The sequence below is a fragment of the Sphingomonas sp. Root720 genome (genome assembly GCF_001428605.1).
Classification (GTDB): Bacteria; Pseudomonadota; Alphaproteobacteria; order Sphingomonadales; family Sphingomonadaceae; genus Rhizorhabdus.
On record NZ_LMID01000012.1, the window covers coordinates 1 to 18,894 of the forward strand.

18 protein-coding genes are annotated in these 18,894 nt (G+C 64.5%); 7 read left to right on the plus strand and 11 right to left on the minus strand.

Annotated elements, in window-relative coordinates; all coding sequences use genetic code 11:
- The 3 genes from ASE22_RS26835 to ASE22_RS15180 all read left to right on the plus strand — a co-directional run.
- Nucleotides 1–92 (plus strand): NAD(P)(+) transhydrogenase (Re/Si-specific) subunit beta (locus ASE22_RS26835; protein ID WP_156407250.1); only part of this gene is annotated, 92 nt, incomplete at its 5' end.
- Between the two features lie 144 nt (nt 93–236).
- The gene (locus ASE22_RS15175) at nt 237–836 is read left to right on the plus strand and encodes a TetR/AcrR family transcriptional regulator (RefSeq protein ID WP_162248203.1); all 600 of its coding nucleotides are present in this window, start codon (nt 237–239) and stop codon (nt 834–836) included.
- Nucleotides 833–1,684 (plus strand): SDR family oxidoreductase, encoded by an 852-nt coding sequence (locus ASE22_RS15180; RefSeq protein ID WP_056361357.1) that lies wholly within the window; start codon nt 833–835, stop codon nt 1,682–1,684. The genes ASE22_RS15175 and ASE22_RS15180 overlap by 4 nt, the downstream gene beginning before the upstream one ends.
- A gap of 28 nt (nt 1,685–1,712) precedes the next feature.
- Here the strand turns inward: ASE22_RS15180 and ASE22_RS15185 are convergent, their stop codons facing one another.
- The 4 genes from ASE22_RS15185 to ASE22_RS15200 all read right to left on the minus strand — a co-directional run bounded on the left by ASE22_RS15185 (nt 1,713) and on the right by ASE22_RS15200 (nt 6,366).
- Entirely contained in the window at nt 1,713–2,462 is a 750-nt protein-coding gene (locus tag ASE22_RS15185) for an enoyl-CoA hydratase/isomerase family protein (RefSeq protein WP_056361361.1), read from the minus strand.
- 17 nt (nt 2,463–2,479) lie between these two features.
- Entirely contained in the window at nt 2,480–3,628 is a 1,149-nt protein-coding gene (locus ASE22_RS15190; protein WP_056361364.1) for a CaiB/BaiF CoA transferase family protein, read from the minus strand.
- Between the two features lie 45 nt (nt 3,629–3,673).
- Nucleotides 3,674–5,365, minus strand: a complete 1,692-nt coding sequence (locus tag ASE22_RS15195) for a class I adenylate-forming enzyme family protein (protein WP_056361368.1) — start codon at nt 5,363–5,365, stop codon at nt 3,674–3,676.
- 125 nt (nt 5,366–5,490) lie between these two features.
- Nucleotides 5,491–6,366, minus strand: a complete 876-nt coding sequence (locus ASE22_RS15200) for an enoyl-CoA hydratase/isomerase family protein (RefSeq protein WP_056361371.1) — start codon at nt 6,364–6,366, stop codon at nt 5,491–5,493.
- Between the two features lie 170 nt (nt 6,367–6,536).
- On the opposite strand from ASE22_RS15200, the gene ASE22_RS15205 reads away from it, so the two are divergent.
- Nucleotides 6,537–7,256, plus strand: a complete 720-nt coding sequence (locus ASE22_RS15205; RefSeq protein ID WP_235536458.1) for a nitroreductase — start codon at nt 6,537–6,539, stop codon at nt 7,254–7,256.
- Nucleotides 7,257–7,291: 35 nt separating this feature from the next.
- Here ASE22_RS15205 and ASE22_RS15210 read toward each other — a convergent pair whose 3' ends face one another.
- Nucleotides 7,292–8,041 (minus strand): SDR family NAD(P)-dependent oxidoreductase, encoded by a 750-nt coding sequence (locus ASE22_RS15210; protein ID WP_056361373.1) that lies wholly within the window; start codon nt 8,039–8,041, stop codon nt 7,292–7,294.
- A gap of 111 nt (nt 8,042–8,152) precedes the next feature.
- Between ASE22_RS15210 and ASE22_RS15215 the strand changes: the two genes are divergently transcribed.
- From ASE22_RS15215 to ASE22_RS15225, 3 genes are read left to right on the plus strand one after another with little or no spacing between them, the layout of a single operon-like run.
- Complete coding sequence (locus tag ASE22_RS15215) at nt 8,153–9,178, plus strand: zinc-dependent alcohol dehydrogenase family protein (protein WP_056361377.1); 1,026 nt, start codon at nt 8,153–8,155, stop codon at nt 9,176–9,178.
- Nucleotides 9,178–9,519, plus strand: coding sequence for a DUF4286 family protein (locus ASE22_RS15220; RefSeq protein WP_056361380.1), 342 nt, complete (start codon nt 9,178–9,180; stop codon nt 9,517–9,519). Before ASE22_RS15215 ends, ASE22_RS15220 begins: the two co-directional genes overlap by 1 nt.
- Before the next feature lie 30 nt (nt 9,520–9,549).
- A complete protein-coding gene (locus ASE22_RS15225; protein ID WP_056361383.1) occupies nt 9,550–10,341 on the plus strand; it encodes an SDR family NAD(P)-dependent oxidoreductase in 792 nt (263 codons plus the stop codon).
- 101 nt (nt 10,342–10,442) lie between these two features.
- Here ASE22_RS15225 and ASE22_RS15230 read toward each other — a convergent pair whose 3' ends face one another.
- The 6 genes from ASE22_RS15230 to ASE22_RS15255 are packed head-to-tail and all read right to left on the minus strand — an operon-like array spanning nt 10,443 to nt 18,856.
- Entirely contained in the window at nt 10,443–11,711 is a 1,269-nt protein-coding gene (locus ASE22_RS15230; protein ID WP_056361385.1) for a cytochrome P450, read from the minus strand.
- A gap of 42 nt (nt 11,712–11,753) precedes the next feature.
- Nucleotides 11,754–13,556, minus strand: coding sequence for an N-acyl-D-amino-acid deacylase family protein (locus ASE22_RS15235; protein WP_056361388.1), 1,803 nt, complete (start codon nt 13,554–13,556; stop codon nt 11,754–11,756).
- A 33-nt stretch (nt 13,557–13,589) separates the two neighbouring features.
- The gene (locus tag ASE22_RS15240) at nt 13,590–14,438 is read right to left on the minus strand and encodes a patatin-like phospholipase family protein (protein ID WP_056601633.1); all 849 of its coding nucleotides are present in this window, start codon (nt 14,436–14,438) and stop codon (nt 13,590–13,592) included.
- A 34-nt stretch (nt 14,439–14,472) separates the two neighbouring features.
- Entirely contained in the window at nt 14,473–16,530 is a 2,058-nt protein-coding gene (locus ASE22_RS15245; RefSeq protein WP_056361394.1) for a flavin-containing monooxygenase, read from the minus strand.
- 26 nt (nt 16,531–16,556) lie between these two features.
- Entirely contained in the window at nt 16,557–17,702 is a 1,146-nt protein-coding gene (locus ASE22_RS15250; protein WP_056361396.1) for a CaiB/BaiF CoA transferase family protein, read from the minus strand.
- Nucleotides 17,702–18,856 (minus strand): acyl-CoA dehydrogenase family protein, encoded by a 1,155-nt coding sequence (locus ASE22_RS15255; protein ID WP_235536456.1) that lies wholly within the window; start codon nt 18,854–18,856, stop codon nt 17,702–17,704. Before ASE22_RS15255 ends, ASE22_RS15250 begins: the two co-directional genes overlap by 1 nt.
- Between the last annotated feature and the right edge of the window lie 38 nt (nt 18,857–18,894).

The following is an 18,894-nucleotide window of genomic DNA, read 5'->3' on the forward strand; positions in this document are numbered from 1 at the left end:
ACAACGACGTCTTCTACATGGACAACACCATGATGCTCCTCGGCGACGCCAAGAAGATGGTCGAGGAAATCGTCAAGGCGATGAACCACTAGGCGGGGCCGATGGTGGAAGAAAGAGTGGGCTGCATCAGCCGCTGGGGCTGTTAAAAAACGATCAGCCGTTTATAAGCATGGCATCTGAGTTATCGCGAGGTTCGAATGCGGACGGTTGGATCGAAGCGCGACACCACATGGCCGGTGATCAGGAATACAGCCATTCAGCTGATCCACAAACTCGGTTATGACGGAATGAACGTCCGGCTGTTGGCGAGCGAGACCAATTTGCAGCCCGGATCGCTCTATAACTATTTCAAGAGCAAGGAAGAATTGCTGTCTATGATCGTCTGCGCGATCATGGAGGATCTGCTGGGGGAGATCACCGCGCGGCTCGAGCTTTGCACCACCCCGGTCGACCGGCTCAAATGCTTCATCGACGTGATGGTGATGTGGCACACCGAGCATCGCAAAGAAGCCTTTGTCGCCCATATGGAGATACGCAACGTATCCAAGGACCGCTACGAGGAATATGTCGACCTGCGTCAGGCCTTCCGCACCATCCTCGAGCAGATCCTGACCGATGGCGGCAAGGTCGGGGACTTCGCGATCGACGATTTCGACATCACCTGCCTCAGCATTCTGTCGACCTTGGCGGCGATTCCCAACTGGTATCGCGAGAACGGCCGGCTGACCCCCGCCGGCCTCGTCCGGTGGCATATTGCAGCCATCTTCCGGATGATCGGCGCAAGCGAAGCGGCAATGGCGGCGGCGAAGCCGACCGCCAAGCGCGCCCAGGGATGACGACCGTCTCCACCAATGCCCCTGCCGCGCCGGGACAGGAAGATTTCGTCCGACTCTTCAGCACCCTCGGCAAATGGGCGCTGGTCACCGGTGGCGCGACCGGCATCGGCCGGATGATCGCCTCGGCACTGGCCCGCTCGGGCGCGAACGTCATCATCGCGTCCCGCAAGGAGAGTGCGTGCCGTCAGGCGGCGGAGGAAATTGCGGCCGAGGCGCCCACGGGCGCGCTTTTCGCCATCGGCGCTGATGTCGGCACCAAGGAGGGCGTCGCCGACCTGTGCGAAAAGGTCGCTGCCCTGACCGACGGCCTCGACATATTGGTCAACAATTCTGGCAAAACATGGGGCGCGCCCTTCGAAAGCTTCCCCTACGAGGCGTGGCAGTCGGTACTGTCCGTGAACCTGACCGCTCCCTTCGCGCTGACCCAGGGGCTGCTGCCCCTCCTGCGCCGGAACGCCCAGCCCGACGATCCAGCGCGCATCATCAATATCGGTTCGATGGTAGGCACCCAGCCCATCGCGGAGGATGCCTATTCCTATGCCGCTTCGAAGGCGGCCCTTCACCATCTCACCCGGATCATGGCGCATGAGCTGGCCGGATCGTCGATCACGGTGAACGCGATCGCGCCCGGTGTCTTCGAGAGCCGCATGAGCGCCTATGTGACGCAGGACGAAGATCGACTCGACAGGGTCGAATCCAAGATACCGCTGGGCCGGCTCGGCAACGCTGCGGATCTGGCTGGGCTCGTCCACATGCTGTGCGGACGGGGGGGGGCCTATATGACCGGGGCGATACTGAACCTCGACGGCGGTCTCGGCATCGTTCCACCGGCCTCGATCTTCTCCTAGAGGGCCGCTGCCGCCCGAGCGGGGCGGATCAGTTGCGGCCCGTTTCTCGGAAGCCGGCCACGCCGGTCTGCGCCGCCTTGCTGCGTGCCACGTCGGACACCAGTTCGCGCTCCAGCCGGAAGGCGTCCTCGATCGAAAGGCCCGCGCCGCGCCATATCGCCCGGCGCGCGGCATGCTGCGCCTCCAGGCCATGGCGTGAATAGCGGGCGGCGAGCGCCAGCGCGGCATCGAGCACCGGCTCGCCTTCCGCGCTCATCGCCGTGATCAGCCCGATCTCGAGCGCGCGGGCGGCGCTTATCGGTTCGCCGTCCAGGATCATCTCGGCGGCCCTGGCTGCGCCGACGAGGCGTGGCAGCATTTGTGTGCCGCCATAGCCCGGGACCAGGTTCATCCGGATCTCCGGCAAACCCAGCGCGGATGCGGGAGAGGCGACGCGGAAGCTGCAGGCCATCGCCAGTTCCAGCCCGCCGCCCAGCGCGAAGCCGTCGATCGCGGCGACGATGATCTTCGGAAAATCGAGCAGGCGCAGCATCAGTGCATGCATGCGGTCCACGCGCGCGATCGCATCGATGCCGCTCTCCTTCAGGTCGGCCCCGGCGCAGAAGGCGCGGCCATTGCCGGCAATGACCAGCGCGCGCTTTCCATCGTCGGCCTCAATCACGTCCAGCGCCGCGTCGAAGGCGTCGAGCAGCTCGCCGTTGAGGGCGTTGAGCGCCTTCGGCCGATCGAGCGTCAGGATCGCGCAGCCGCCGTCGCGAGCATCCGATATGATCAGCATATGCCCTCCCCGCCGGATTAGCCGAGTATGTCCGAGGCTTTCAATGACCGGACTTCCTCCGCCGCAAGCCCCAGTTCGCCCAATATGGACTCGCCATCTTCTCCATAACGGGCCGGCGGCCCCGCAACCCTGCCGGGCGTGCGGCTGAAGCGCGGTGCGGGCGAAGGCTGGACCAGCCCGTCGCGCGTGGTGAAGGCGCCGCGTGCGACGTTGTGAGGATGCAGCGGGGCTTCATTCCAGTCGAGCACCGGCGAGAAGCATGCATCTGACCCGCCCAATATCTCGACCCATTCGTTGCGGGTGCGGGTCGCGAACAGCGCGGCGAACCGTTCGCACCATTCGGGCCATCTCTGGCGATCCATCTGGGGATGGAATTCGGCATGGTCGAGGTCGAGGAGGTCGAGCAGCAGGGTGTAGAAGGGCGGCTCGATCGCGCCGACCGCAATGTGCCGGCCATCGGCGCAGGCATAGGTGCGGTAGAAATGCGCGCCGCCATCGAGGAAATTGCTTTCGCGCTGCAGATCCAGCGCGCCTTCCGCATTTAGGCTGTAGAACAGCGAACAAAGCAGGGCGGCACCGTCGCTCATCGCGGCATCTACGACTTGCCCTTTGCCCGAACGGGCGGCTTCCAGAAGCCCGCAGGCGATCCCGAAGGCCAGCATCATCGCACCGCCGCCATAGTCGCCGACCAGATTCAGGGGCGGCACCGGGCAGCCGTCGCGCGTCCCGATCGCATTCAATGCGCCGCTCAAGGAGATATAGTTGAGGTCGTGACCGGCGGTCTGCGCCAGTGGGCCGGCCTGTCCCCAACCGGTCATCCGGCCGTAGACGAGTCGCGGATTGGCGGCCAGGCATTCGTCGGGGCCGAGGCCCAGCCGCTCCATCACGCCGGGCCGGAAGCCTTCGATCAGCGCGTCGGCGCTGCGGATCAGCGAGAGTGCGATATCCACGCCGGCCGGTTTCTTCAGATCAAGCGCGATGCTGCGGCGGCCGCGCAAGGTGATGTCGAAGCTCGCCGAACGGTCTGCGGCGGGCGCTGGTGCGCTCCGCTTTCGCTCGATCCGGATCACATCGGCGCCCATGTCGGCGAGCATCATCGCGCAGAACGGACCCGGGCCGATACCGGCGAACTCGATCACGCGCAGTCCGTTCAGTGGGCCGGACATGGCTTTCTCCTCGTCGTCATCGCCATCATGGCGGGCCGTCCCGGCCTATTTCCGTTCGGCGGTTTCGCTTGCCACGAAATAGTCGCGATATTGCTCGCGCAATTTATATTTTAGCACCTTGGAGCCCAGCGTCGTGGGGATCTCGTCGACGAATATCACCGCCTTGGGCGCCTCGAATCCGGCCAGCCGAGCGCGGCCATAGGCGATCAGTTCCTCTTCGCTGCAGCTCTTCCCCGGAGCGAGGATGACGAACGCCGTGACGGCTTCGCCCCAGCGCGGATGGTTCAGACCAACGACGGCCGCCTTCTCGACCGCCTCATGGCCGCGCATCACGCCCTCGACCCGGATCGTCGACACATTCTCGCCGCCAGACTTGATGACGTCCTTGTAGCGATCGACCATGACGAACAGGCCGTTCTCGTCATAGATGCAGGCATCCCCCGAATGAAACCAGCCGCCGCGGAATGCCTCCTGCGTCGCCTGCTCATTCTTGTAATAGCCGGCGGTCATCGCCGGGGTGCGATAGACGATCTCCCCCGCGACATTGGGTGTGTCCCGCTCGATCAGCCGCCCTTCCTCGTCCATCAGCCCGGCGGCAAGGATCGGCGCGGGAAGCCCGGTATGGTTGATAGCGGGGGCGGAGGCGCGATAGATTTCCGGCCATTTGTCCGGATAAAAGCGCGTGCAGGGCATGGCTTCGGTCTGCCCCAATATCTCGACAAGCTGGACCTGCTCGCCGCATAGTGCCTTGAGCTTGTCGGCCGTCGCAGGATCGAGCGCGGCCCAGGCGAACACCACCGAGGTCAGGCTGGTGATGTCATAGCGGCCGGGCTTGGCCTCGATTTCGGCGATCATCTCCTCGATGAACTGCGGCGAGCCGGCCCACAAATGGGTGGCGCGTTCGTCGCTGACCATAGTGGCGAAGTTCGCCCCCGTGGCCTGCCGCCCCATGATCAGCGTCCCGCCGCATAGAAAGGCGGGGAAAGCCTGGGTCTGGTCAGGGGCATGATAGATCAGCGGCAGCACGCTGCAGGTTCGCATGTCAGATTCGAACCGCAGGCCGCGCGAGAAGGTGAGCGCGTTGCCATAAGCGCCGATATAGGAGCAGTGGTGCGACATCATTACGCCCTTGGGCATCGATGTCGTGCCGGAGGTCGGCAGGATCTCCCAGATGTCGTCGCCATGGATCTCGACGTCGGGCTCCTCGATCGATGAGTCGTCGACGAACTTCTCGAAGCTTACCCAGCCGTCCGGGATGTCCAACCCGCCTATGGGGATCATCACGCCGGTGAGGCCGTGGCGGGTGAACGTCGCTTCGGCGGCGGGCCACAGCTCACGATCGACGATGGCCAATTTGGGCTCCAGCGTCGAAAGCAGGTGATCCTGAACATCGGGCGCCATCCGCGGATTGATCGGCGCGCCGACCATGCCGGCCTTGGCGATGCCGAATTTGGAGATATAGGCCTCGACCGAATTCTCGCAAAAGAACACGACGCGGTCGCCCCGTTGCAGGCCGCGGGCGATCAGCGCGTTGGCGATGCGATTGGCCAGCTGATCCGCCGCGCGGTAGGTCAGCCTCGCGAACCGCTCCGAGCCGCACGCGTCGGCGCTTGCCACGATCGCCTTCTTGTCCGGGTAGCTCCAGCACATGCGTTCGAACATGTCGCCAACCGAGGTTCGCTCCCATCGCTTCGACGGGTGGCGGCCGTACAAGCTCACCACATCGAACTGATCCATGCCCTGCTGCCCGTCGGACGATCCCCCCATCACACCCTCTTCACCTGATTGCTGCCGAGCGGTCGCGTCCGGCTAGGTAAGCGTCGATCCGGCGGCGCACGCTCACGCCGCCGGTCCCTTAATGTTCAGTCAGCCTTCTTCTTCGGCGGCCCCTCCAGGAAGGTCGGCTCGTCATTTTCGCCATAGACCCATTCGAAAGCCGCGCGCGGACCGTCGCGCTTCACGCGGTTCAGGGTCTCTCCGAATTTCGAATCCATGTGGGCCATGTGATCGAACATCACATTGGCCTTGAACATAGGATAAGCACCCATGACGTCATAGACCATGTTCGCGCCCTGCTTGAGGAGCGAAAGCAGCGACAGATCGGTCTTGGCGATCTTCTGCGCGAGCCAGTCGACATAGGCTTCGAGCTCGTCAGCGGGGACGCTCTTGTTCACAAGGCCATATTCCTCGGCCTTCTTCCCGTCGATCGTGTCACCGGTGAGGAACAGCGCCTTGGTCCGGCGGATGCCCATGGTCAGGGTCCAGAGCGCCATCGAGGGGTCGAGCGCCATGCCGCGATTCTCGTTCGGGCCCATCAGCGCGTCATCGGCCGCGACTACCAGATCGCAGAAGGCGAGAAAGAGGTTCGCGCCGCCGTAGCAATAGCCCTTGACTTCGAGGACGGTCGGCTTGGCGAACTCCCAGATGTTCCGCTGGAACCACATGGCCAGCTTGTTGAGCTCGCGGCGGTCGGTATGAGCCCCCACCTCATGATAGAGGTCGGCGATTTCGACCACCTCGGAACCGCTGCAGAGCGCCCGGCCCGCGCCGCGGAAGACGACGACATGAACGCTGTCGTCGGCCTCATACTCCTGCATCGCATCGCCGATCTTCTTCATCATCGAATTGCTCAGCGCGTTCAGCCGTTCGGGAGCATTCAATATCACCGTCGCTACCCGGCCGTTCCGCTCGAACAGGACATCCGACGATGCCGTTTCCCCCGCGTCTGCCATCTTCATGCTCCCTCTATTGCCAATGAGTTGCGGCACCGCAGCCTCGACGGCGAGGTGCAGGACGATCCTTATAAGCGACGGCCATTCCCAACGAATCCGAGCGATGGCGCCAGCTTGACGGGCATCATCCTAAGCCATAAAGAAAAACGGTCAACCGTTTTATTAAGGTGCGCCTGATGGAGGATCTGATTTGCCCCGATGGCCCTGTCGACACCGCCGCAGCCGTGTCCGTCACCGGGGCCATTCTCTCCCGCCGGTCGGTGCGAGGATTTCTCGATAAGCCGGTCGATCAGGACGTGCTGCGCCGGATATTGAAGCTGACGGCGCGGGCGCCGTCGGGGTGCAATCTCCAGCCCTGGCAGTTTCATGTGGTTACGGGACAGGCCCTTTCCCGGCTCAAGGCGCTGATGCGGACCCGCGCGACGGAGGCGCCCCGCGGCGAGCCGACTGAATATGATATCCTGCCAGAGGAAATGCCCGCCATCTATAGCGAACGGCGCTTCGAGGTCGGTTTCGGCCTGTACGACCGGCTTGGCATAGCCAGGGAAGACAAGCAGGGCCGGGCGCAATGGTCCGCCTATAATCTGCAGTTCTTTGGCGCCCCGGTCGGCCTGTTCTGCAGCATCGACCGGCGCATGGGGCCGCCGCAATGGGCCGATATGGGCATGGCGCTGCAGACGCTGATGCTGCTCCTACGCGAGGCAGGGTTGCACAGCTGTCCGCAGGAAGCGTGGAGCCTCTACTCGCGGACCATCGGAGACTTTTTGACCCTTGCGCCGGAGCTGATGCTGTTCTGCGGCATGGCGGTCGGCTATGCTGATCCCGACGCTCCCGCCAACAGCTTCGTCGCGGGCCGGGCGCCGCTTGAGGATTATACCGTCTTCATAGACGAGTAGGGTGGCCGGCGCGAGGTCGCCGGCCTTATTCGAGGCTAGAGAAACGCGCCGATTGATGCGCCGCCGCAAGCGTAGAGCGTCTGGCCGGTTACGAAGCTCGCCCCGCGCGACGCCAGGAACATATAGCAGACCGCGATCTCGTCGGGCTCGGCGACCCGCCGCATCGGGGTGCGGCTGAGCATCTGCTCCTGCGCCTTTTCCGGCTGCATCCTGAACATCCCGCCATCGACTCCGCCCGGAGCGACGCAGTTGACGGTGATGCCGTGCCGGGCGAGTTCGATGGCGGCAGTCCGCGTCATCGCCTCAATCGCGCCTTTGGCCGCGACATAGCTCATGCCCGTGGGCGAGCCGCGGGCCGCGACCGAGCTTGTGTTGACGATCCTGCCATAGCCGCGCTCCTTCATGGCCGGCGCGAAGGCCCACATCATGTTCAGCGTGCCGCGGGCGTGGGTAGCGAGGGTGAGGTCGAAATCCTCTTCGGTCACGTCAACGAGCGGCGCGTTGCGGGTCGCGCCGGCAAGGTTGGCTACCACCGTCGGCACACGCCTGCTTTCGGTCAGCCGCGCGCGCAGTGCCTCGATCTCTTCGCGCCGGGAAACGTCGCACGATGCCGCCTCCGCCGAAAGGCCCCGGGCGGTCAGCTCTTCGGCAACGGACACCGCCGATTCGCCGATGTCGACCACCACCACATGCGCGCCGCCATTCGCCGCCCGCGCGCACAGGGCGCGCCCCAATCCTCCGGCGCCGCCCGTGACCACATATACATCCACGCCGGTCTCATTCATGTTCGCCTCCCACTGGATGGACAATTCGATTGAGACCACTTAAACAAACGAACGAGCGTTTGTAAATTGCATCTGTTCGATCGGGGGACCGGCGATGGAAGAGGATGGACGATGAAGGCTTTCGAAGCGGCGCCGGCCGGAGAAATGCCGCGGTGGCGATGCGTCGACAGGGATCGCCCGCAGCTTGGCCGAGGGCAGGTTCTCGTTCGGCTAAAGGCTGCGTCGCTCAACTATCGCGATCTGCTCTTCTCCGATGGTCGGCATGGCTTCCCCGTCGCTCCGCCCGGCCGCATACCGCTGTCCGACGGTGCGGGTGATGTCGTCGAGATCGGCCCGGGGGTTGACCGCATCACGCCGGGTGACCGGGTCGCGGGCCTGTTCGCCCAGAGCTGGTTCGGCGGATCCCATTCGCGCGAAGGCCGGGAGAATACGCTGGCGGGGGCGCTGGACGGCGTGCTCAGCGAGTATCGCGCGTTCGACCAGCATGGGTTGGTTAAGCTGCCCGGACACTTGTCGTTTGACGAAGGCGCGACATTGCCCTGCGCCGCGCTCACCGCCTGGAATGCCCTCTATGGGCTGACGCCGCTGCGTTCGGGCCAGACGGTGCTAGCGCTGGGCACGGGGGGCGTGTCGCTGTTCGCGGTCCAGTTCGCCAAGGCTGCGGGCGCGCGTGTCATCGTCACCTCGTCAAGCGACGCGAAGCTTGCCCGGGTTCGGGCGCTCGGCGCCGATGATGTCATCAACTATGCGCGGCACCCCGATTGGAGCGCCGAGGTTCTCCGCCTTACCGGAGGCCAGGGCGTGGATCATGTGATCGAGGTCGGCGGGGCGGGCACGCTGCCGCAATCGATCCGCTGCGCCGCGCCGGGTGGGATCGTCAGCATCATCGGGATGCTGGCCGGTGGCGAGTCGATCGACCCGATGTCGATCCTGTCGGCCAACTGCATCCTGCGGGGCGTGCTGGTGGGATCGCGCGAGATGTTCCAGGCGATGAACCGCACGATCGCGTTCCACGGGATCCGCCCGGAGATCGACCGGGTTTTCGACTTTGAGCAGGCCAATGAGGCGCTCGCCTATCTCGACCGGGGCGCCCACGTCGGCAAGGTCGTGATCCGTATCGGCGGGAGTGAAGCCTGATGTCAGGAAATGTCATCCTGATGGCCCTGATGAACGCGGCGCCCGGCCAAGACGAGGCGTTCAACCAATGGTATGAGGAGCGCCATGTGGTCGATGTGCTGAGCATCGACGGGATGGTACGGGCGACCCGCTACCGCATCGCCGGAGCCGTCCATGCCGAAGGCACGACGCCTTGGGCCTATCTCACCATATATGAGGTGGAGGCCGCTGCCGCCGCCTCGGCCGCGCAGGAGTTGGGGCGGCGGCGCGGCACGCCGGCGCTCGAGATGAGCGACGCAATGGACGAGGCAAGGCTCGGTTGGTTCTTCGAGAAAATCTCTGAACGGGCGGCTGCCGTCTGACGTGTGCCCTGCCATCGGAAAGGCTCTAGCATGAAGATGATCATCACGGGTGCGGGCAGCGGAATCGGTCGGTCGGTGGCGCGCCTTGCGGCGCAGTCTGCTGGGAAGGACGCTGAACTATTTCTGGTCGATCGCGATCAGGCGGGGCTCGACGCCGCCGTGCAGGAAGTCGCCGCGCTGGGCGGACGCGCCATCCCCTTCACCGCGGACCTGTCGAAGCCGGAAGCCTGCACGGACAGCGTCCGCGCCGCCGAAGCCGTGCTAGGCGGACTGGACAGCCTCGTCAGCAATGCGGGCATCGTCCGCAGCGGCCCGCTCAAGGATCTCGATGTCGAAACGTTCGATCTGCTGTTCGATATCAACACGCGACCTACTTGGCTGCTCGGCAAGGCGGCCTATCCGTTGCTGAAGGCGAGCGGCGGCAGCATCGTCGCCACGGCTTCGATCGCAGGCGAGTACGCCACCCCGCCGCTGGCCACCTATAGCGCCAGCAAGGCGGCGCTGATCATGCTGGTGAAGCAGATGGCGCTCGAATGGGGCCCTGACGGCATAAGGTGTAATTGCGTGTCGCCGGGGCCGACCTACACCGGCATCACCCAGGGCGCCTTCAACGACGCGAGCGACCCCACCCAGTTGCTCAACCGGCAGCGGCGGGAGGCGGCGGTGCCGCTGCGCAAGCTCAGCCAGCCGGACGAGGTCGCCGAAGCGATCCTGTTCCTGGCAAGCTCGAAAGCGGCGCAGATCACCGGCGTCAACCTGACCGTCGATGGCGGCCTCACCGCCGCGCTGATGCCGAACACGGGCGGCGGGCAGGGCCATTGAACCTTCAGCCCGCCACGCGGTGAGTGCTGTGTCGTAGAGTCATTGGCGAGCCTAGCCGCGTATGGGCCGCCGCCGACCAAGCCGGCAACGGCCCATCTATCTTACATCCAGGTTCCCTTGTCGGCGCCGTGGGCGGCGCCGGCGGCGAAGGTGACGTTCAGCGGCCGCCACGAGCGCACGAAATGCCCCCCGAAATGTGGTGGCGGGGCGGTCGGGTCGAGCTTCAGGTCAGGCAGATTGTCGAGGATCGCGCCGACCGCTTCGTTGATCTCGGCCCGCGCTAGCCCCATGCCGACGCAGGAGCGCGGCCCCTTGTTGAACGCGAGATGGTCGGCGGGCAGCCGGCGGTTCAGATCGGCCATGTGGGGGCATGCGAATTTCTCGGGATCGCGATTGGCGGCGGAGTGCAGCAGGACGAGCTTCTCGTCCTTCCTGATCTGGACGCCACCCACCTCGATATCCTGATTGGCGACGCGGAAGCGGTACATGATCGATCCATAGAGCCGCAGTGCTTCCTCTACCGCGACGGGGAGCGCGGCCTTGCGGTTGGTCTCGACCGCCGAGCGGACCTCGTCGTTGGTCAGGATCAGATAGAGGGTGTTTGCGATGCCATGGACGGTGGTGTCGGCGCCGCCCAGGAACAGTTCGCGGCAGATGGCGGTCGCATCCTCCTCGGTCAGATCGTCGCCATATCCGGACGGGGCTTCCTGCCAGACGCGGCTGATGAAATCGTCCTGCGGGTTTTCGCGGCGATCCCGGATGTAAGGCAGGAGCATCTCGTTGAGCTCCTTGGAGATTGCCAGGCCCTTCTGGACAAGCTCCTCGGTGGCAAAGAGTGCGCCCAGCACTTCCATCATCTGTTCGTGCAGATGCAGGATGCGCTGGATTAAGGCGTCGTCCTGCCACGGCATGCCGAGCAAGGCGGCGATCACGCGCGACGGGATCTGGTCGCCGAAATCGGTGGTCAGGTCGGCCTTGCCGGCGCGCGCGAGGACGCGCTGGATCATCATGTCGACGATCGGGACGACATGTTTCTGGCGATAGCTCTCGATAAGGCGGGGGGTAAGTAGCTGGAGTACGAAACGGCGCATGCGTTTGTGTTCCTCGCCCCCCAGCAGGGCGATGTTGCGGCCGCCGCCCTTGATCTGGACGACTACCTCCGGGACGGTCTGATAGGGATTGCGGAACTTGTCTTCATTCTGCTCGATCCAAGCGCAGTCCTTGAAGCGGAGGACCGCCCAGCCGCCCATGCCCTCGTCCCAGATCACATCGCCCTGGGATCGGGCGGCCTCATAATATTCCCAGGGTTCGACATCCTCGACGTTCAGGACCGAGAAGGCGCGGCCATCTCCAGACGCAGCATCCGACATCGCAAATCTCCTCAAAGTTCGAATCCAGATATCAGGATCGACTTAAAAATACAAACGGCCGTTCGTATTTTTAAGTGCGGTTTCGCGCAACTTACCCGCGCGCAGCAGGCGGCCCGGCCGGGCGCCGGTCAGTTCGTCACCTTCCGCGACGACGACGCCCTTCACCAATGTGGCGAGATAGCCGCACGAGTCCTGGAGCAGCCGCTGCCCGCCAGCCGGCAGATCATGTGCGACCCGGGTTTGCAGGAGCTGAAGGCGAACGGGGTCGATCAGATTGATGTCGGCGCGGCGTCCCGGCGCGATGACGCCACGGTCGTTGAGCCCGAGATGCGCCGCTGGCGCGCCGCTCATCAGCTGGACGATACGCTCCGCCGTCAGGCCGGGTCCGGCTTTCCGCCGGTAGGGCCAAAAGGACAGGGCGAAGGTGGGGTAGCTGTAATCGGTGATGACGTTGACATGGGCGCCCGCGTCACCAAGCCCGATCATCGATTGGGGATGGACCAGCATTTCCCGGACGTCGTCGAGGTTACCGCCGCCATAGTTGAAGATCGGCAGGTAGAGCAGCGCGTGCCCGTCACGATCCAGAAGCGCGTCATAGACCGCTTCTACGGCGCTGATGCCCCGGCGGCGGGCTTCCGCCTGGAGCGACCGGTCGTGGCCAGCCTCGAAATCGGGCACGCCGCGATCCGGAAAGATACGTGCGGCGTAGCGATCCATATCGCCCAGCAATTGATCGAAGAAGGCCGGCGCAGCATTGCCCTTGCCCGCATAGGGCACCGGCGCCTCGGCGAGCAGTCGGGTTCGGAAGCCCGGATCGCGCATTGTGCGCACTTGCTCTGCCAGCGGAAGAGTAGCGATCGCCTGGAAGGAAGGGTGGGCAACGAAGGGATGGAAGGAAGATGTCAGCCCCATCAGCACGCCGACGCCGCGCGCCGCGACCTGGAAGCGGATGTCCAGGCCGCGGGCCAGCGCGGCCTCGGATCGTTCGACCACGCGACGCCATTGGTCGCCGCCCCCTTCCCGCTGCAGGAGGTTCAACGAGATCGGCCGGCCCGATGCTTCTGCCATCTGCTCGACCAGCGCGAACTCGGCGTCGAACGCGGCGGGACCTTCGGCCTGATCGAAGTCCGAAGTGATCTGGAGGACGCGATAATCATGATCGCGGAGGCATTGGGCGATAGCCGTCAGCTCGCGAGCGCCGGCGATCGACGCCGGGGTATCCCGGCCGTCCGCCATGCGGTGCGCGTCGTTCCGTCCCGTCGAAAAACCGAAGGCGCCCGCGCCGAGCGCGGCCGAGACCAGCTGGCGCATCCGGGCGATATCGTCCTCGGTCGCGATCTCCCGGCTGAGCGCGCGCTCGCCCATGACATACATGCGAACGGGATCGTGCGTGACCTGGGCACCGATATCGATCGACCATTGCCGGTGATCCAGACGGTCGAGATAGTCGCCGAAACTCTCCCAGTCCCAGTCCAGCCCCGCATTCAGGACAGTGCCCGGAATATCCTCGACGCCCGCCATCAGAGTGATGAGATCATCCTGCCGGCCCGGCGCGACCGGCGCGAAGCCGACGCCGCAATTGCCCAATATGGCCGTGGTGATGCCGTGACGGGCCGACTGGACGAGTTCGTCGTCCCACATCGCCTGGCCATCATAATGGGTGTGGGGATCGATGAAGCCCGGCGTCAGCAGGGTTCCGTCGGCATCGATGGTGCGATACGCGGTGTCCGGCGCTTCTCCGACCGCGACGATGACGCCGCGGCTGATCGCGACATCGCCGCTGAAGCTGGGCTCGCCGGTCCCGTCGACAATCGTTGCGCCGCGGATCTTGAGATCATAGACCATGGATCCTCCTGTTCTTTCGGCTTGCCTTCGCTCTCATCGCCAGATGGCGGATGCCTCTCCGGCCAAGGCCAGACCTTGCCGATAACCAGCCTCGGCTGCGCCGGGCCGGCGGTCGGCATCGAACGGGTTGGTTCCGATCGCTTCGCTACTGGCTGGATCGGGTGTGATCAGAAGACTTCGCGTCGCGGCAAACGCATCGAGCTGGCTCTGAACCGACGCGCCGGAGAAGTTCATCGTCATCGGCGAGATGACGAGGCAGCGGGCGAAGGCGGACGCGAGTTGGGCATTGCTCACCGAGACACTGCCCCCGTCGATCCACAGGGTCTCGCTTGTCTGGACCACGGGCCAGATGCCCGGCGCCGCACCGCTCGCCGCAGCGGCATCGACGATATCTACCCCGGACGCCCGGTCGAGAAGATGCAGCTTGCCGGTGCGCACGTCGATTGCCGTCATGCGCAGACAGCCGGAGGGCCATTCGGCGGTTGCCAGCCGCTCGCGGACGACCGCCATGCGCGCGGCAGTGTCGGTGGTACGGGCGTCGATGGCAAAGGCGCCGAGCTGCCGTCCGGCCTCTTCCGGATCGTCGGCATAATCGCCCAGGATCGAGGTCAGCGCGCCGATCACCTCGGGTGGGAAGTCGGCCGAAATTTCGCTGGCGGCGCCGGTCAGCTGCCGCTCATAGGCCCAGGCGATGCCGCGCGGATCGAGCAGCGCGGCGCCCGCGAAGGCCCCCGCCGAGGTGCCGATCACCTCGTCGGCCTCGAGCAGCGGCACACCCGCGCCCAGCAAGCCGTGGAGGACGCCGATTTCCCAGGCGAGGCCCGTCACGCCGCCGCCGCCCAGGATCAGGCCGCGCTGCTTGGTTGGCATCAATTCGTCCATATGCTTTCTCCGCGGCGGCGCGCCGCCGGTGCTCCTACCGAAGAATGAAGGCGTCCTTGCGAGGCTCGCGCGTCATCTTCCAGAAATCGACGTGCCGCCACGGCGTGGGCAGGATCGGCCGCCCCTTCTGATTGGTGTAGTAGGTGTTTGCGCGGCGCTCCCAGACCCAGATCGAGCCGGCCATGGCTTCGTCCAGCTTCCGGTTATGCTCGTCATGCGCTTCCTGGGTGACCTCGATTGATCGGGCGTCCTCCTCGACCAGCATCTGCAGGCATTCCATCGCATAATGGTTGACCACCTCGGCCATGAAGTTGTGGCCGCCGGCATGCGCCGCCCCGGTGTGGGGGCCGGAATTGACGAACAGGTTAGGGAAACCCGGCACCAATCCGCCGAGATAGGATGACGGGTTATTGTCGCGCCATAGCTGGCTCAGGCGGACGCCGTCGCGGCCGACCACCTCGACCGGCGACAGCCAGTCGAGCGTCATGCCGGTCGCATAGATGATGACGTCGAGCTCGATCAGCTTGCCCTCGGACGTCAGAATTCCGTCCGGTACCACGCGCGCCAGTTTCGACGTTTCGAGATCGACGTTGGGCTGGCTGAGCGCATAATAGAAGCCGCCCGGCGCGAAATCATAGGGATCGCGGACGATGCGTTTGCCCAGCGGGGCGTAATCGGGGGTGAGCTTGCGAGTCAGCTCGCTATCCTCGCCGAAGCAGGAATGGATGTAGTTCAGAAAGAACTGCATCGCCGCGTCGTTGGCCGGCGAGATCGACTGGTGGGTCTTGGCCCATTCCGGATCGGCGCGAACGACCGGATAGCCCACCGCGTCGCCGAAGCTCCAATAATCCTTCAGCCGGTCCCAATGGAGATAATAGGGCAGGTTTTCCCGAGCCCAACGCTTGCCCGGCGCTACCACGCCATCACCGACCCGATTGGGCGCGATCCACATCGGCTGGCGCTGGAAGATTGTCAGATGCCCCACCTCCTGCGAAATCTTACCGATCACCTGCACGCCGGTGGCGCCGGTGCCAATGATACCGACGCGTTTGCCGCGCAGATCAACGTCGTGCCGCCAGCGGTTGGCATGTATCGAAACGCCCTTGAACGTCTCGCGTCCCTGCAGGTCGGGATAGAGCGGGCGATTGAGATGGCCCAGGCAGGTCATCACCGCCGCCGCGCGATATTTATAGGCGTCGCGGCCGTTGCGGACGATCGTCAGTTCCCATTCCTGATCGGTATCGATCCATTCGACGCGCAGGATCTCGCTGTTGAATTCGATTCTGTCGCGGAAGCCATATTTGTCGACTAGCTTGTTGAGATAGGCGAGATATTCGGGGCCAGTCGGATAATAGGAACTCCAGGACGAGTTCATCTCGTAAGACAGTGAATAATAGACTGCGGGGGTGTCGACCGCGACGCCCGGATAGTCGTTCAGGCTCCACACCCCGCCGACCTTGTCGGTGCTTTCGAAGATGCGGAAGCGGAAGCCCCGGTCTATCGCCTGCACTGCGGCGGCAAGGCCGGTCATGCCTGCGCCGATGATCGCCAGCTCGATCCGCTCCGCGGGATGCTTGCCGCTTTGCGGCAGGACCGGCAGCGGGCGAACGAAGCCGGCCTGCTCCAGAAACATCTCTGTATTTTCCGGATTGACGGGCTGGTCGACGACGAGCGAGGCCATCTTGATGAAGGTGTCGGAGTCGAGCTCGTAGCCGCTCAGATATTCGGTCTGCTCCGCCGGATCCTTATCGAGCGCCGCCACCGCGAGGTCAATCAGCTCGTTGCGCGATTGATCGGAAATGACGGCGGCCGTCGATACGCCGGCGACGGTGTCGACATGCTTCACGCCGGGCTGCAGTTCGCCGCGGTCGACCTTCTTCAGTTCCGGACCGTACCGATCCAGCAGGCCGGTATCGCGAGTGATATGGACGAGCGCCATCAGCAGCAGTGCAGGATCGACTTCGGCGAGGTTATGGCGCAGATCCTCCGTTGCGAGGCGGCGGCGGGGCACGACATGGGTGAATTTGTCATGCAGCAGGCTTTTCCCTGCTTTCGGCTTCCTGTCCGTGTCTTGCTTAGGTTGCGTCGCCATCTGGGCCCTCTTTCCGAGGCTGGAGATTATCCAGCCTGCTTTTCTTGTGATGTGGTGAATTCGATTTCAATCGCTTGGTCGTGCTCGCCGAGCGCGGGAACGTGGACTGCGCCGATCTCCCAGTCCGTCCAGCGGACCGGAGGCGCCGGCAGCGACACGACGCCTTCCGGGCTGTCGACAGATATCCGGCGCAGATGCGGATGAAGCGAAAGGCCCGACACGTCATTGAGCATCGCGAAGGCGATGCGTGCTTCGTCGAGTAGCGCGGCCATTTCCGTTGCGCTGCGCCGTGCGAAAGCCCCGGCGATGATCGCGTCGACCTCCTCCCGCCGGGATGTCCTGGCGCTGTTGCTCGAATAACGGTCGTCGGACAGCAGCTGGTCCTCACCGAGAACCTGACGTACCAGCGTCGTCCATTCCCGTTCGTTCTGGATCGCGATGACGATGTCCTTGGCATCGGCGCAGCGGAACACGCCGTAGGGCACGATGCTGGGATGGGCGATGCCGACCCGCGAAGGGGCGCTGCCGCCATAATCATGGTGCAGCAGCGGCACCGCCATCCAGTCCGCGACGCTGTCGAACAGTGATATCGACAGGCTGGCGCCGCAGCCGGTGCGCTCGCGGCGCAGCAGCGCCTCGAGGATGCCGCTGTAGGCGTTGAGGCCGCAGGTGAGATCGACGATCGATATGCCGACCCGGCCGGGCGCGTCGGGTGTTCCGGTGATCGACGCCAGGCCGCTCTCGCACTGGATCAGCAGATCGTAGGCCTTGCGATCCTTCAGCGGCCCATCGAGGCCGTAGCCAGAGATGTCGCAGGTGATCAGGCGCGGATTGCGCTGGCGTAGCATGGCCGATCCGAAGCCGGACCGTTCCGCCGCCCCCGGCGCCAGATTCTGGATGAAGATGTCGGCCCGGTCGATCATCTCGGCGAGAAGGGCGGCGTCCGAATCCTTCTTGAAATCGAGCCGGACCGATTCCTTGCCGCGGTTGAGCCAGTCGAAATAGGCACTGCCGCCGTTGACCACCCGATCATAGTCTCTCGCGAAATCCCCTTCAGGCCGTTCGACCTTGATGACACGAGCCCCGGCATCCGCCAGCCGCGCCGAGCAGAGCGGCGCAGCCACGGCTTGCTCGACGCTGACCACCAAGATATCAGACAGCGGGGACGCCATCAGAAGGACTTCGGCAGGCCGAGCACATGCGTCGCGACATGGCTGAGGATCAGGTTAGTGGAGATCGGCGCGACCTGATAGAGGCGCGTCTCGCGGAACTTCCGCTCGATGTCATATTCTTCGGCGAAACCGAAACCACCATGCGTCTGGACGCACATGTCGGCGGCGAACCAGGACGCTTCCGACGCCAGCAACTTCGCCATATTGGCCTCCGTGCCGCAGGGCTGGCCGGCATCGTAGAGCGCGGCCGCCGTGCGGACCATTTCTGCCGCCGCAGTCATCAGCACATAGGCCCGCGCAATCGGGAACTGGACGCCCTGATTTTCGCCGATCGCGCGGCCGAACACGCGCCGGTCCCGGGCATAGGCGCTGGCGCGGTCGATGAAGAAGCGGGCATCGCCGATGCATTCGGACGCGATCAAGATCCGTTCGGCGTTCATCCCGCCCAGGATATAGCGGAATCCAGCGCCTTCCTGTCCGATCAGCGCGCTCGCCGGAATTTCCAGATTGTCGAAAAACAGTTCAGTCGTTGCATGGTTGAGCATGGTGCGGACCGGCCGGATCGTCAGGCCGCGGCCGATCGCCTCGCGCATGTCGACCAAGAACACGCTCATGCCGTCGCTGGGCTTGGCGCCCTTTTCCCGCTTCTGGGTCCGGGCCAGCAACACCATCAGGTCGCTATGTTCGGCGCGGCTGATCCACAGTTTCTGACCGTTGACCACATAGCTGTCGCCGCGGCGTTCGGCGAAGGTCTCGATCCGGGTGGTGTCGGTGCCGGCGGTGGGTTCGGTGACGCCGAAGGCCTGCAGGCGAAGCTCACCGCTGGCGATCGCGGGCAGATAGCTGGCCTTCTGCTCTTCGCCGCCGTAGCGGAGGATCGTCCCCATCGTGTACATCTGCGCATGGCAGGCGCCGCCATTGCAGCCCGAACGATGGACCTCCTCCAGGATCGCCGTGGCGGCGCCGATGCCGAGGCCGGACCCGCCGAACTCCTCAGGGATCAGCACGGACAGAAATCCTGCGTCGCTCAGCGCCTTGACGAAAGCCGAAGGATAGGAGCGGTCTCGGTCGAGCTCCTGCCAATATGGCCCGGGGAAGTCGGCGCATAACCGCTTCACCGCTTCCCGAATCTCCGGATAATCTGCGTTTTCCAAGAAAATCTCCCTTCTCCGGGAAGATAACTGTTCACAGC

Bases quoted from the DNA above. Each gene is read 5' to 3' on its own strand.
- ASE22_RS15180 (WP_056361357.1), top strand. From the start codon at position 833: ATGACGACCGTCTCCACCAATGCCCCTGCCGCGCCGGGACAGGAAGAT.
- ASE22_RS15185 (WP_056361361.1), bottom strand. From the start codon at position 2,462: ATGCTGATCATATCGGATGCTCGCGACGGCGGCTGCGCGATCCTGACG.
- ASE22_RS15190 (WP_056361364.1), bottom strand. From the start codon at position 3,628: ATGTCCGGCCCACTGAACGGACTGCGCGTGATCGAGTTCGCCGGTATC.
- ASE22_RS15195 (WP_056361368.1), bottom strand. From the start codon at position 5,365: ATGGATCAGTTCGATGTGGTGAGCTTGTACGGCCGCCACCCGTCGAAG.
- ASE22_RS15200 (WP_056361371.1), bottom strand. From the start codon at position 6,366: ATGAAGATGGCAGACGCGGGGGAAACGGCATCGTCGGATGTCCTGTTC.
- ASE22_RS15205 (WP_235536458.1), top strand. From the start codon at position 6,537: ATGGAGGATCTGATTTGCCCCGATGGCCCTGTCGACACCGCCGCAGCC.
- ASE22_RS15210 (WP_056361373.1), bottom strand. From the start codon at position 8,041: ATGAATGAGACCGGCGTGGATGTATATGTGGTCACGGGCGGCGCCGGA.
- ASE22_RS15215 (WP_056361377.1), top strand. From the start codon at position 8,153: ATGAAGGCTTTCGAAGCGGCGCCGGCCGGAGAAATGCCGCGGTGGCGA.
- ASE22_RS15220 (WP_056361380.1), top strand. From the start codon at position 9,178: ATGTCAGGAAATGTCATCCTGATGGCCCTGATGAACGCGGCGCCCGGC.
- ASE22_RS15225 (WP_056361383.1), top strand. From the start codon at position 9,550: ATGAAGATGATCATCACGGGTGCGGGCAGCGGAATCGGTCGGTCGGTG.
- ASE22_RS15230 (WP_056361385.1), bottom strand. From the start codon at position 11,711: ATGTCGGATGCTGCGTCTGGAGATGGCCGCGCCTTCTCGGTCCTGAAC.
- ASE22_RS15235 (WP_056361388.1), bottom strand. From the start codon at position 13,556: ATGGTCTATGATCTCAAGATCCGCGGCGCAACGATTGTCGACGGGACC.
- ASE22_RS15240 (WP_056601633.1), bottom strand. From the start codon at position 14,438: ATGGACGAATTGATGCCAACCAAGCAGCGCGGCCTGATCCTGGGCGGC.
- ASE22_RS15245 (WP_056361394.1), bottom strand. From the start codon at position 16,530: ATGGCGACGCAACCTAAGCAAGACACGGACAGGAAGCCGAAAGCAGGG.
- ASE22_RS15250 (WP_056361396.1), bottom strand. From the start codon at position 17,702: ATGGCGTCCCCGCTGTCTGATATCTTGGTGGTCAGCGTCGAGCAAGCC.